Source organism: Acetivibrio sp. (genome assembly GCF_035371925.1).
GTDB lineage: Bacteria > Bacillota > Clostridia > Acetivibrionales > Acetivibrionaceae > Hungateiclostridium.
Window position 1 is genome coordinate 1 of the sequence record NZ_DAORXT010000082.1, and the last position, 12909, is coordinate 12909.

Below are 12909 nucleotides of genomic sequence, written 5' to 3' on the forward strand. Positions count from 1 at the left end.
ATAACTATTTAAATGTAAAATTTAAGTAATTTTTTTCGTAATTATTTTAGTTATCATAATTCACCTGTAATGTATAAAACTCCAATAAAATATTAATAATAAAACTGTATTAACAACTATACTAGAAAAGGAGGTATAATAAATTGAAAGCAACTGGAATAGTTAGAAGGATAGATGACCTCGGAAGAGTAGTAATCCCGAAGGAAATCAGAAGAACTTTAAGAATCAGAGAAGGAGACCCTCTCGAAATATTTACCGATAGAGAAGGTGAAGTAATATTAAAGAAATATTCGCCAATAGGTGAATTAAGTGACTTTGCTGCTCAATATGCCGAATCCTTGCATAAGACAAGCGGTCATATAACCTGTATTTCAGATAGAGATACAATAATAGCAGTTTCGGGGGCATCAAAGAAAGAATATCTTGAGAAATCCTTAAGTCCGGAAGTTGAAAAAATAATAGAAGAAAAAACTACTCTTGTTGTAAAAGCACCTGAGGAAAAAGCTATAAGCATTTTGGCGGATGAAATGGGCGAAACGAAATATTATTCACAGGTAGTGACTCCTATTATTTCAGAAGGTGACCCTATTGGAGCAGTAATATTCTTGTCAACAGACCCTGATGTCCGTATGGGTGAAGTTGAGGCAAAGCTTGCTCAAACAGCTGCAGGTTTCTTGGGAAAACAGATGGAACAATAAGCATTGGCTTATGGACTGCAGTACTCTTTAACAAAGAGGTAAATATGGACAGACTTACATCCCAAAGAATAACAGGTAACCGCTTAGGATTGCCTGTTATTTTTTAAGACTATTTTTTGTATTAAGAATCCAAATAATTTTATATATTTATGGTAATTGCCGGCCGCATTTGGTATAATTACTTGGTATAATTGATAAAACCAAGCACTTCCGGGGAGCTGATGATATGATAAAGGAAAAATATACTTTTGATGATTTGCTTGAAATTATGAAGCTCTTAAGGAGCGAAAACGGATGCCCGTGGGACAGGGAACAGAACCACGAAACCCTGAAAAAGTACCTAATTGAAGAAACATACGAGGTTCTTGAAGTAATAGATTTAAACGATAAAAAAAGACTCTGTGACGAGCTGGGTGACCTTTTACTCCAGATTGTTTTTCATGCCCAGATAGCAAGTGAGGATAATGAATTTGACATGAATGATGTAATTACGGGTATTTGCAGGAAGATGGTGCAAAGGCACACCCATGTTTTCGGTACTGACAAAGCCGATACTGCCGAAGAGGTTTTGACCAACTGGGAGGAAATAAAGAAAAAGGAAAAGGGAATGAAAAGCCAGACGGAGGTGCTCAAGGATGTACCTTCAAATCTTCCGGCACTCATGAGAAGCTACAAGGTTCAGCAAAAAGCAAGCCAAGTGGGATTCGATTGGAAAGATACGGACAGTGTGTTTGAAAAGGTTTATGAAGAAATAAACGAATTGAGAGATGTATATAAGAGTAAAGATGTGGCAAGAATAAATGATGAACTTGGGGATGTATTATTTTCCATAGTAAATTTATCTAGATTTTTAAAGGTGCAGCCGGAACTTGCGCTAATGGGTTCTATAACCAAATTCATAGAAAGATTCGAGTTTATTGAGAAAGAAGCGGCAAAATCCGGGAAAACCCTTACGGAAATGTCCCTTGAGGAAATGGACGAGCTATGGAAGATGGCGAAGACAAAAAAATAAGAAAAATTTTCTTAAAATTCGCGAAGAAAGGAGGAATTTCAAAGTTTTCATCGAATAAACATTACTTAGGAATTACAAAGCTTGGTATTTATAATAAAAAATAAGGCTTCAAATGAAATCCAATATAAAAAAACAGGAGGATAGCATATGAATAAGACTGAATTAATAGCAAGTATGGCTGAAAAAAGCGAATTGTCAAAGAAGGATGCAGAAAAGGCTCTCAACGCTTTTATAGAAAGTGTTGAGGAAGCGCTTGCAAAAGGTGACAAAATCCAGTTGGTAGGATTCGGTTCTTTTGAAGTAAAGGAAAGAGCTGAAAGAAAAGGAAGAAATCCTCAGACAAAAGAAGAAATTATAATTCCTGCTACTAAGACACCGGTATTTAAGGTTGGAAAGGGATTAAAGGAGTTAGTTAACAAATAAGATTAGAAACACTGCTAGTTAAAGTATTGCAAATTACAGTGTTTGTAAAATAAAATTGAGGTAAAAGGGCTTCCGAAGGTGAAGCCTTTTTATTTGACCTCTTTATGCGAAATGAAAGGGGTTGGGGGGGATCCTGTTGTTATGAGAATTGACAAGTATTTAAAAGTTTCGAGACTTATAAAAAGACGTACATTGGCCAATGAGGCCTGTGAGCAGGGCAGAGTCACGATAAACGGCAAAGTGGCAAAGCCCGGGACGGAAGTGAAGGTGGGAGACATTATAGAGATCCGGTTCGGGAATAATACCACAAGGGTTGAAGTGACTGCAGTAAGCGAACACGTCTTAAAATCGGAATCAAAAGATATGTATATTATCAGGTAGTTTTACAAAAAAGGCATTGAAGAGAGATGCCTTTTTTTATTTTATTTGTGAAATTGTTTGCAAAAAGTCATTTTTATTGTTGTACATGCATAAATATTTAAAGGTGTAACATAAAATTGGAGGGATAAGGTATGGTTGATGATAAAAAAGTGCAAAAGACGGGGATGCACAACCTTGTACTTGAAAACAGGGAGAGGCTCAGCATATCGGGTGTTATCGATGTGGAAAGCTTCAATGATGAAATGGTTGTGGCCGATACGGAAATGGGACTCTTAATCATACGGGGGGAAGATCTTCATATAAACAAATTAAGTGTGGAAAGCTCGGAGCTTAGTATAGAAGGATATATAACAAGTTGCGAATACAGCGATAAAGACGGAAGATCAAAAGGAATGGGCTTTTTCGCAAAAATGTTCAGATAGGATAAGTGATCAAATTGTGGGTATCTGTTAGCAATCAGGCATATGTTTTTTTGAATTGTGTCCTGGGGGGCATGATTGTAGCATTTATATACGATATTTTCAGGGTCAGAAGGAAAACTATAAAATCCAGCAACCTCATTGTGTACTTTGAGGACTTTATTTATTGGATTATTGTTGCATTGGTTCTTTTCGCCATCATCTACAGGAGCAATGAGGGAGAACTTAGAGGATATGTCATGTTGGGAGTGGCCATTGGCATTATACTGTATGCTTTGATTTTAAGCAGAATAGTTATGGCTGTATTCTTGTTTGTAATTAGAACTATATACAAAATTGCTGTTACTGTTTGCGGCATCTTGTTGATTCCCATGAGAATAATATTAAAAATATTGAGCGTGCCTGCAAAAAAGGCATATAAAAGTATTTCCCGGGGAGCTAAAAAGATAAAGGGGGCAAGCAAGAATAAATTGAGCAAAATAAAGGTGTCGGGGAGAATATTTAATAACATTAGGAAAAAAATATAGGAAGGAGGATTTTTCTAATACATGTAGAATTATAATGGTGTATAATATCATTTTGTTAAATAACCCTGTGTTGATATATTGGTTTTAGCAAGGAGAGGGCAATTAATGAACAAAAGAAAAAAGCGAAGTTGGGGATTGATTATAATAACCGGAGCTTTGATGGTTTATATTGGGACTGTTTTGGTCAAACAGCAGCTTATGATGAATTCCCAGCGGCAGCAGTTAAAACAGATTCAAGAGAATATAGAACATGAAAAAGAGCTTAATGAGAAGCTTCTCAAACAGAAGGAAGAAATTGCTTCAGAGAAGTATAATGAGAGGATTGCCCGGGAGACTCTTGGTATGGTAAAGAATGGTGAAAGGGTTTTTGTTGATGTGAATCAGTAGTCTGATTCTGATTACCCTCCATTTTCCTTAATTCAAGAATTTCATGATACTTGACGCAAGTCAATATCATATTATATAATCAAAGTACTTTATTTAATCAGGAGGAATTAATTAATCTATGCTCGTTGAAGTAGGTAAAATTGTTGAGGGCAAAGTCTCCGGTATTACTAATTTCGGGGCTTTTATCGAGCTCTCAAACGGTCAGACCGGCTTGGTTCACATCTCTGAAGTTGCCAATGAATATGTAAAGGACATTAAGTCTCACCTCAAGGAAAATCAAACGGTAAAGGTCAAAATTATTTCTGTGGACAAAAACGGAAAAATCAGCCTGTCTATTAAGAGAGCTTTAGATCCGAAAAAAGCGGATGCAAAGTCCACAAGACCAGAGGAAGTGGAATGGGGCAGCCGCAATTCGTCCAACCTTACCTTTGAGGAGCGTCTTGCCAAATTCATGAGAGATAGTGATGAAAGAATGCATGACCTCAAGAAGAATTTTGAATCGAAGAGGGGCGGCGGAGGATACAGAAAGTTTGTCCAGTAAATTTCTTTTCCATCACGAAAAGGCTGATTGTATAAAGCTTTGGTTATGACCAAGGGTTTAGTTGATTTTTGCATTTTTTTGCCTGTAATATGTAATAGAATAAGGTGCATAATATTAAAAGAGACTTTTATTTGCGAGTAAAAGTCTCTTTTTGGATGTATTGGCTTTTATGGCTGAATGAGCAGGATAAAAATGTAGATATTTCATTATAATTGGAACTAATCACCTTGAAAAAAGTGTTGACATTGCAGATAACATATATTATAATAAAAAAGTCGTTTGAACGGGAAACTTCAGAGTTGCCGGAGTGGCGGAACTGGCAGACGCACAGGACTTAAAATCCTGCGGGACTTACCTCCCGTACCGGTTCGATTCCGGTCTCCGGCACCATTTAAAATATCGCGGGGTGGAGCAGTTGGTAGCTCGTCGGGCTCATAACCCGAAGGTCGGAGGTTCAAGTCCTCCCCCCGCAACCAAGAATATTAGCGCTTATCCGAAAGGATAAGCGTTTTTTAGTATGCTTTTTTATATAATATTGTAAGAAATAAAAAATATTATTTAAATTCTAGAAGGATTTTTGCTTTTCTTTGTAGAAAATACATAATTACATATATTTTGCTAAGGATTTACCAGATAACATCACAATTAGGACAAGTCTTGCCAAAGGACTCTTCATGACCAATACCGGACAGCTTTCAATCAGAGTAAATATGAATTAAATCCACGGGAGGGTGCAATGTATGAAAAAGCCTAGCAGTACCAACAGTCCATTACGGGTGGCCTATTTGCTTTCTGCGATACTTGCGGTTGGTAACGGTTTATTTATTTATATAATGTCGGGCAGAAGATTAGGCGCTTTACTTACCAATTTAGTAGTGTGCTCACTTGTGGCGTTTTCAATAAAAGTTGCAACTGATATTACCTTTAAAAGAATCGTTAATAGATTAAATACGGATATGGAAAAGGTAAATCAAGGGAATTTGTGCCATCTGATTGAAACTGAAGATGCCGGCGAAGTGAAAAAAATATCTGTGGCTGTGAATTCAATGCTGAAAGAAATTTGTGAATTGATTGAAAGCTTTCTTTCTCTTTCATCCCTCATCATGGAGTCCACGGGAAAAGTCAGTGCTGCGGCAGAGTCGGCGTCACAGGCTATGGGCGAAATATCGAGAACTGTGGAGCAAATAGCGACGGGAGCATCATCCCAAGCAAATGAGGCACAGCAAGGCGTACAGGCCATGGACAAGCTATCGGAACAGATTACACTGGTATATCAAAACTATAACAGTGTCATTGACGATACGAGAAAAATCAACGAATTGAACAATATAGGATTGCAATCGGTTAAAGTATTGAGGGACAGGGCAAAGGAGAATTATGAAACGACAGAAAAGATATTTTCGGTTGTTGAAAAGCTTGCAAAAGGTATAGAAGATATAGGAAGCTTTGTTGAAGCTATTGAAAGCATAGCAGAGCAAACAAACCTTTTGGCGCTGAATGCAGCAATCGAGGCGGCAAGGGCTGGGGAAGCGGGCAAAGGATTTGCTGTTGTTGCCGATGAAGTAAGAAAGCTTGCCGACCAGAGCAGGAAGTCCACGGAAGAGATTAACCTCTTGGTGAACAGCATACAGGAAGAGTCTGCATTGGCGATTGAGTCCATGGAAATAATGAGAAGGGTGTCGGCGGACCAAAACGAGGCTGTCAATCAGACGGACAGTGCGTTCAGCGACATTGCAAACGCAATAGATTCCATAGTTCTAAGAATTAAAGATGTGAATCAAGCGGTTGAAAAAATGCAGAATGACAAAAGAGATGTAATTACCGCTATTGAAAGTATTTCGGCAGTTTCAATGGAAACGGAGGCTTTTAGCAAAGAAGTGACGATGACAACAGAGCACCAGTTAAAGTATATCGATGACATGAAAGATGCTTCCAACAAATTGAGTGAGCTTGTGAAGGAGCTGGACGATAAACTGGCAAAGTATAAGATAAAATAATGACAATTTATTTAAAAACCTCAATAAGGCCTTTACCGGGCCTTATTAAATTTGGAAAGGTATTTTTAAAATTCATCCTTAATTTTGGTGATTGTTGACTGTTTTTACTGCATCGTGCTAATATTAGATTAGTTATGGAGACTAAAAGAACATCAGATTCTCTCGAATTTAAAAGTTTAAATAGATAATACTAAAAGAAGCAAAATTAACATGATGTAAAACCCATTCTAAATGAAAATGAGTCTTAAAAAGCCGGGGGATGGCATGGTTATAAACAAAAGAGTCAATATAAAAAGATATAAAGAAATAATATCTGTCTTTGCAAAACATGGCTTTGGGCTGTTGTTTGATCAGCTGGGGATTTTTGACTATTTAAAGATGGGAAAAAAGATTGCGGCGGATGAGGGAGAGGTTGACAGCGCAAGGCTTTCCATGGGTGAGCGGATTCGGCTGTCATGTGAAGAGCTCGGACCGACCTTTGTAAAGATGGGACAGATACTCAGTACAAGACCCGATGTTATTCCGTCCGACATTATTGAAGAACTAAAAAAGCTTCAGGATTCTGTGCATCCTTTTTCCTTTGATGAAGTTAGGACAGTTATAGAAAGCGAGTTTGAAGACAAACTGGAAAATATCTACATGGAGTTTGAAAAGGAGCCCATTGCTGCGGCTTCCATATCCCAAGTTCACTGTGCAAAATTAAAATCTGGAGAGAAGGTTGCGGTTAAAGTACAGAGGCCCGGTATAGAGAGAAACATAGCGTTGGATCTAAATATTTTAAAGGACCTTGCGCATTTTATCGAAAATCACACCAAATACGGAAAGATTTATGACCTTGTCGGGATGGTAGTGGATTTTGAAAACACGATAAAAAACGAACTGGATTTTACCAAAGAGGGAGAAAATGCCGAGACTTTCAGGAAGAATTTTGCCAAAGAAGGAATTGCAAAAGTTCCCGAAATTAAATGGACGTATACCACAAGACGTGTGCTTACAATGGAGTACGTTGAAGGTATCGAGATTGATGATACAAGCAAATTGGAGAAGGCGGGGATTGACAAGGTTGAGCTGGCCAAAAAACTTGCCACGTCAATATGCAATCAAATTTTAACCGATGGTTTTTACCATGCCGACCCCCACCCGGGAAACATCAGAGTTCTTCCGGACGGTACGATAGTTTTTTTGGATTTGGGGATGGTGGGAAGTATCGGTGAGTCCCGAAAGAAAAGCATATCGGACTTCTTCATAGGTGTCTCCACCAAAAACAGCAAAATAGTTGCCCGGTCAATTGTTGACCTGGGAGAAATGTCGGATAGACGTAATCTAAAAAGGTTTGAAAAAGACATTGACAGAATGATTGATAAATATATTACCATGCCTTGGAGTGAAATAAAGGTTGTTGACCTGTTTTATGAGGTGTTTAATATTGCTTTTGTAAATGAGATAAGAATACCCCGCGAATTTGCCATGCTGGCCAAAACCCTTGGTACTGCTCAGGGAGTCTTGGAAAAGCTGGCCCCGGACCTGAACACCATAGAAATTGCAAAACCTATTGCAAAGAAGCTTATGTATAAGTCTTTCTCTATAAAAAATGTTACCGACAGCATAAAAAAGAATGCTCTAAATTACCGGGATGTGGCAGACCTGTTCAACGAAATTCCGTCCATTGTCTTGGGCATTTTGGAAAAATTCGAAGACAGGGATTACACCCTTCAGCTGGGAATTAAAGATATTGACAAAATTATGAAGAGGCTTGACAGGAATTTTAACCGAATGTCTTTAAGCGTGGTACTTCTTGCCGTAAGCATTATCATTACGGGTATTATAATAGGCTCCAGCCAGAGTGCAAGCCCGGGAAGCGAAATGTATTTTGTGAATGTTACGGCCCTTAGGATTGGGCTTGGAGTCGTAGTGGCCATTATATTGGGTCTCATTGTTTCCATGTTTCGGTCAAACCGCTTCTGATTTATGTTTTTTTCTTAAATTCAGTTTTGCATTTGGGACAGGTAATAATAATTGTTCCCTTGCCCTTGGGTACCCTAAGCTGGGCTTTGCAAGCGGGACATGAGAAATATCTGTGGGTTTTTGCATCCCTGATACGGATTGTTATATTGTTTGATGCCTTCTTAAACCATGCAGTAAAGGAATCCATAAACATTACAAATTTATAATTTTCCATCCTGCGCCGAGTTATATTTTTTGACAGTATTCTATAAATACTTATAGCCAGCGGAATATAGCCAATCAGGGCAAATACCGGCATTTTCAGCAGATTGCCGGTAAAGTTCAATATTATGAAGAGAATTATTAAAAATATGGAGAGACGGTCGCTGCCATACCTTTCCCTCATGAATGTTCTTAGCCAATTCATTTTGCTACCTCCAAATTTTTAGTCTTTCATAAATGATAAATGGAGGGGCGATATGCCCCATCCATTATTATGCTTTTTTTACCGAGGACATAACGAACTTGACTATTTCCACAATAGGAATAATTGCAAAAGCCAAAGCAAATGAAACAAGGAATTCTTTACCTGAAAGCGGAGTCAGCTTGAATATATCGTTTATGCCCGGCACATATATTACAAACAGCGATAAAGCGAAAGCTACCACCATTGCGGCGAATAAAACCATGTTACGGGTTTTCAATCTGAAAATGGATTTTGTCATTGACCTTAAGTTTAGCGATTGGAAAACCTCACATGTGGACATTGTCAAGAACGCCATTGTCATTCCGGTAATATGGGATTTGCTGTTGCCGATAAAGTAGGATATCAACGTTAAAGCTGCAATGGCAATACCTTGATATATTACGCTGATTCCCAAGCCGTTTGCGAAAATCCCTTCTTTTGTGCTTCGAGGAGGCCTTTTCATAATGTCGTCTTCTGCTTCTTCCATACCCAATGCTATGGCCGGCAGGGAGTCGGTTACAAGGTTGATCCACAGGATATGTATGGGTGAAAACAGTATAAATCCTCTGAGGGTTGCTATGAACAATGCAATTACTTCGCTTAAGTTTGAAGATAACAGGAACTGTATGGATTTACGGATGTTGTCATATATCCTGCGGCCCTCCTCAACTGCGTAGACAATCGAAGCAAAGTTGTCGTCAGCAAGAACCATATCGGATACATTCTTGGTAACGTCTGTACCGGTAATTCCCATGCCAACGCCTATGTCGGCGGATTTTAGGGCAGGGGCGTCATTAACGCCGTCTCCCGTCATTGCAGTAATCTTGCCGCGTTTTCTCCATGCATTTACGATTCGTACCTTGTGCTCAGGCTGTACGCGGGCATATACGGAATAATCTTTAACTTTTTCTTCAAAATCACTGTCGGATATTTCGGACAATTCTGCTCCGGTAATTGCCTGGCTTTCATCGGATATAATGCCCAGCTCCTTTGCAATGGCAACGGCTGTGTCTTTGTGGTCTCCGGTAATCATAATAGGACGTATGCCGGCATTGCGGCATTTCTCGATTGCCGCTTTTACTTCCGGACGAACGGGGTCAATCATGCCTGCAAGGCCAATAAATGTCAAATCCCGCTCCAGGCTTTCCGGAGATGTATTGGCGGGCAAGGAATCTGTCTCTTTCATAGCCGATGCCAATACACGAAGGGCTTTATTCGCCATTCTTTTGTTTTCGTTAAGAATTTCGGTGCGGTGTTTGTCTGTCAAAGGAACCACGCCATCTTTTGTGATTATGTGGGTGCAGTTTTTCAAAAGCTCATCGGGTGCTCCCTTTGTATACTGAATGAATTTACCGTCTTGGTTCTTGTGGACTGTGGACATCATTTTTCTAACCGAATCGAAGGGGGCTTCTGCAACTCTGGGCATAGCCTTTTCCAATTCGTTTTTATTGATGCCCATATCAAAAGCATAGCGTACAAGGGCGCTTTCTGTAGGCTCACCGATTACTTCGCCGTTTTCTTGCGACAAAGCGGCATCGTTGCAAAGAGCCATGGAGACAGCGAGCTTTTGCACATCACCAAAGGAATCTACGACTGTCATTTTATTCTGGGTCAGAGTACCTGTCTTGTCGGAACAGATAATTTGTGTACATCCCAAGGTCTCAACAGCGGTAAGCTTACGGATGATGGAATTGCGTTTGGACATTTTTGTGACACCGATGGAAAGAACAACGGTGACAACCGCTACCAAACCTTCCGGAATTGCGGCAACAGCCAGACTGATTGCCAGCAAAAACATTTCCAGAACATTGTTTCCTGAAAAACCTCCGTTCCTTAATACTCCAAAGACAAATATGAATACGCAAATCCCCAGTACACCCACGCTAAGCACTTTGCTCAACTCTGCAAGTTTCTTTTGCAGCGGTGTTTTTTCTTCATCTGTGCTGGAAATAATGTTTGCGATTTTTCCCATTTCTGTTGACATTCCGGTGCTTACTACAACACCTTCACCGCGGCCGTACACAACATTGGTGCCCATGTAAGCCATGTTGCGGCGGTCACTGAGAGGAATGTCCTTATCCGATGAAGGTATAACATCGGCTGATTTTTCAATGGGTACCGATTCTCCAGTAAGGGATGCCTCTTCAATTTTAAGGCTTGAAGCTTCAATAATTCTTATATCTGCAGGAACAGCATCACCCGCTTCAATAAGAACTATATCCCCGGGTACAATTTCTTCGGACTTGATTTGCATTACCTTACCGTTTCTCCTGACTTTTGAGTAAGGAGACGACATTTTCTGCAGGGCCTCAATGGCTTTTTCGGCCTTTCCTTCCTGCACTACACCCAGTATTGAGTTTACAATTACAACCATCAGTATGATGATTGAATCGGCCGGCTCTCCGGCCAAACCTGAAATAATTGCCGCTACAATTAAAACTATGATCATAGGGTCTTTTAACTGGTCTAGAAATTTGGCAATTACTGATTTTTTCTTGCCTTCATCCAGCTTGTTAGGACCATATTTTTCAAGCCGCTGCGCAGCTTCTTTTGATTCAATACCGTTTTTGGAGCTTTCCAACTGTTTTAGAACGGTTTCAATGCTTTCAAAATAGTGTTTCATTTTCCACGTCCTTTCCTTATTATTATTTTATTTTGGTTATTATTTATTAGCGCATTCTAAATTAGCCGGCATATATTATATCTTGCAATTCGGCTAACAATTATCTTTACAAATAATTTATCATGATATAAGATTTAAAAAAACCAATATTTTTAACTAAGTGTCCGGTTTTTACACAGATTGCCCAAAGTGTGTAATTTTCGGACAGATTGTGATAAATGTTCGTGTATGAGGTGATTGATTATGGCAAAGCCTGAGCTTACCAAACAGCTGATAGCCCAAACATTAAAGAAGCTTATGCTAAATACCACGCTGGACAAAATAAGCGTTCAAGAAATTGTGGATGCTTGCGGTCTTAATCGCAAAACTTTTTATTATCATTTTCAAGATAAACAGGATTTGGTTTGCTGGATTTTTGACACCGAGTTTGCAAGTCTTACAGATGTTAACCATGACAATTCGGTATTGGATGAGCTTGTGGAGCACTTGTATGAAAACAGGGACTTTTATGTTGCAGCCTTAACTTCAAATGTGCAGAACAATCTTAGCGAGCATTTTTTCAGGATTATTTATGAGTCTGTCAAGGAAAAAACTGAAGAAGTGCTGGGGGAAAATAAAATTGCACCGGCTGAATTCGATATGATTGTAAATTATTTTACCAATGCAATTGTGGGGAGTATAACCCAATGGGCGAGGGGCGGAATGAAGAGTCCTCCTTATGAATACAGTACCAGCTTTTATCCGCTGACGGAGGAATGTCTGAGGTTTATTCTGGAGAAGAAGGTTAAGAAGCAGAAATAGTGATGAAATTTTTGCAACGGAAAAGTAATTAAAAATGGTGTGGATACGATTGGAGTTTCACCATCGCAAGATTCAGGAACGGCCGACTTTATAATAAATGGGTTGGAAGTCTAATTTGTTGGCTGGGGCGATGGCACAACAACCGAAATAACCGATTATTCTGCCAATAATATTAATGCAACTGGCTTTAGTTATTGCTTTTATGCTTGCAACGCTTTAGAGGAAATTCCTGGAAATCTGTTTGAAAACAATATTAATGCCGCAGATTTCAGTTATTGCTTTGCCAATTGCGAAGCTTTAACAGGCCTGGCACCGGAACTGTGGCTGCGTGAAAATTTAACGGGTAACTCTTGTTTTTATAACTGTACCAAGTTATCGAACTATGAAGATATTCCGGCAGCGTGGAAGGATAATTAAAGAATAAGGCGAAGCACAGAATAAATGGTATGGGCAGTCTTTAGGCTGTTCATACCATTTTAATTTGGCCTCTTGGAATGAAATGAAAGAGGCAAAAGCGAAGGGACTCGATGTCTCGAGCTTTTGATTTCAAACTGACAGAATGGAAAAGCACAAAAAACGTAGAAAGAGAATAGAAATGTAAAAAGACCAAAAATACTAAAAATTTTTGATTTAAACCCCGTTTCTTTTGCAGTTATAGTTTAAAAGAAAAATTACCAAAGGCAATAATAC

Annotated in this window: 13 protein-coding genes and 2 tRNA genes; 13 read left to right on the forward strand and 2 right to left on the reverse strand. The window is 39.0% G+C overall.

Features of this window, described 5'->3' with window-relative positions; translation table 11 throughout:
- Nucleotides 1-143 precede the first annotated feature (143 nt).
- The 12 genes from spoVT to PLH43_RS10650 all read left to right on the forward strand — a co-directional run bounded on the left by spoVT (nt 144) and on the right by PLH43_RS10650 (nt 8350).
- Entirely contained in the window at nt 144-698 is a 555-nt protein-coding gene (gene spoVT, locus PLH43_RS10595) for a stage V sporulation protein T (RefSeq protein WP_324362888.1), read from the forward strand.
- Nucleotides 699-924: 226 nt separating this feature from the next.
- Complete coding sequence (mazG, locus tag PLH43_RS10600) at nt 925-1710, forward strand: nucleoside triphosphate pyrophosphohydrolase (RefSeq protein ID WP_324362889.1); 786 nt, start codon at nt 925-927, stop codon at nt 1708-1710.
- A 147-nt stretch (nt 1711-1857) separates the two neighbouring features.
- On the forward strand, nt 1858-2133 hold the full coding sequence (locus PLH43_RS10605) for an HU family DNA-binding protein (RefSeq protein WP_265445392.1): 276 nt from the start codon (nt 1858-1860) through the stop codon (nt 2131-2133).
- Between the two features lie 141 nt (nt 2134-2274).
- Nucleotides 2275-2514 (forward strand): RNA-binding S4 domain-containing protein, encoded by a 240-nt coding sequence (locus tag PLH43_RS10610; protein ID WP_324362894.1) that lies wholly within the window; start codon nt 2275-2277, stop codon nt 2512-2514.
- A gap of 131 nt (nt 2515-2645) precedes the next feature.
- Complete coding sequence (gene yabP, locus PLH43_RS10615; RefSeq protein ID WP_324362896.1) at nt 2646-2936, forward strand: sporulation protein YabP; 291 nt, start codon at nt 2646-2648, stop codon at nt 2934-2936.
- Between the two features lie 5 nt (nt 2937-2941).
- Nucleotides 2942-3460, forward strand: coding sequence for a spore cortex biosynthesis protein YabQ (gene yabQ / locus PLH43_RS10620; protein WP_324362898.1), 519 nt, complete (start codon nt 2942-2944; stop codon nt 3458-3460).
- A gap of 105 nt (nt 3461-3565) precedes the next feature.
- Nucleotides 3566-3847, forward strand: a complete 282-nt coding sequence (locus PLH43_RS10625) for a septum formation initiator family protein (protein ID WP_324362900.1) — start codon at nt 3566-3568, stop codon at nt 3845-3847.
- Between the two features lie 118 nt (nt 3848-3965).
- Nucleotides 3966-4388 carry a S1 RNA-binding domain-containing protein gene (locus tag PLH43_RS10630; protein WP_324362902.1) on the forward strand — a complete coding sequence of 141 codons (423 nt, stop codon included), beginning with the start codon at nt 3966-3968 and terminating at the stop codon, nt 4386-4388.
- A 301-nt stretch (nt 4389-4689) separates the two neighbouring features.
- Nucleotides 4690-4778, forward strand: a tRNA-Leu gene (locus PLH43_RS10635).
- 10 nt (nt 4779-4788) lie between these two features.
- Nucleotides 4789-4864, forward strand: a tRNA-Met gene (locus tag PLH43_RS10640).
- A 264-nt stretch (nt 4865-5128) separates the two neighbouring features.
- The gene (locus PLH43_RS10645; RefSeq protein WP_324362904.1) at nt 5129-6385 is read left to right on the forward strand and encodes a methyl-accepting chemotaxis protein; all 1257 of its coding nucleotides are present in this window, start codon (nt 5129-5131) and stop codon (nt 6383-6385) included.
- A gap of 264 nt (nt 6386-6649) precedes the next feature.
- Nucleotides 6650-8350 (forward strand): AarF/UbiB family protein, encoded by a 1701-nt coding sequence (locus PLH43_RS10650; RefSeq protein ID WP_324362906.1) that lies wholly within the window; start codon nt 6650-6652, stop codon nt 8348-8350.
- Between the two features lies 1 nt (nt 8351).
- Here PLH43_RS10650 and PLH43_RS10655 read toward each other — a convergent pair whose 3' ends face one another.
- Together PLH43_RS10655 and PLH43_RS10660 are read right to left on the reverse strand one after the other, a co-directional pair.
- Entirely contained in the window at nt 8352-8756 is a 405-nt protein-coding gene (locus PLH43_RS10655) for a hypothetical protein (RefSeq protein WP_324362909.1), read from the reverse strand.
- 67 nt (nt 8757-8823) lie between these two features.
- Nucleotides 8824-11418, reverse strand: coding sequence for a calcium-translocating P-type ATPase, PMCA-type (locus PLH43_RS10660; RefSeq protein WP_324362911.1), 2595 nt, complete (start codon nt 11416-11418; stop codon nt 8824-8826).
- A 243-nt stretch (nt 11419-11661) separates the two neighbouring features.
- Between PLH43_RS10660 and PLH43_RS10665 the strand changes: the two genes are divergently transcribed.
- On the forward strand, nt 11662-12219 hold the full coding sequence (locus PLH43_RS10665) for a TetR/AcrR family transcriptional regulator C-terminal domain-containing protein (RefSeq protein WP_324362913.1): 558 nt from the start codon (nt 11662-11664) through the stop codon (nt 12217-12219).
- Nucleotides 12220-12909: the final 690 nt, after the last annotated feature.

What these genes read in the sequence shown, in the direction of transcription:
- PLH43_RS10630 (WP_324362902.1), top strand. Translation starts at nt 3,966, where the DNA reads ATGCTCGTTGAAGTAGGTAAAATTGTTGAGGGCAAAGTCTCCGGTATT.
- PLH43_RS10650 (WP_324362906.1), top strand. Translation starts at nt 6,650, where the DNA reads ATGGTTATAAACAAAAGAGTCAATATAAAAAGATATAAAGAAATAATA.
- PLH43_RS10665 (WP_324362913.1), top strand. Translation starts at nt 11,662, where the DNA reads ATGGCAAAGCCTGAGCTTACCAAACAGCTGATAGCCCAAACATTAAAG.
- PLH43_RS10645 (WP_324362904.1), top strand. Translation starts at nt 5,129, where the DNA reads ATGAAAAAGCCTAGCAGTACCAACAGTCCATTACGGGTGGCCTATTTG.
- PLH43_RS10605 (WP_265445392.1), top strand. Translation starts at nt 1,858, where the DNA reads ATGAATAAGACTGAATTAATAGCAAGTATGGCTGAAAAAAGCGAATTG.
- PLH43_RS10660 (WP_324362911.1), bottom strand. Translation starts at nt 11,418, where the DNA reads ATGAAACACTATTTTGAAAGCATTGAAACCGTTCTAAAACAGTTGGAA.
- mazG (WP_324362889.1), top strand. Translation starts at nt 925, where the DNA reads ATGATAAAGGAAAAATATACTTTTGATGATTTGCTTGAAATTATGAAG.
- PLH43_RS10655 (WP_324362909.1), bottom strand. Translation starts at nt 8,756, where the DNA reads ATGAATTGGCTAAGAACATTCATGAGGGAAAGGTATGGCAGCGACCGT.
- PLH43_RS10625 (WP_324362900.1), top strand. Translation starts at nt 3,566, where the DNA reads ATGAACAAAAGAAAAAAGCGAAGTTGGGGATTGATTATAATAACCGGA.
- yabP (WP_324362896.1), top strand. Translation starts at nt 2,646, where the DNA reads ATGGTTGATGATAAAAAAGTGCAAAAGACGGGGATGCACAACCTTGTA.
- PLH43_RS10610 (WP_324362894.1), top strand. Translation starts at nt 2,275, where the DNA reads ATGAGAATTGACAAGTATTTAAAAGTTTCGAGACTTATAAAAAGACGT.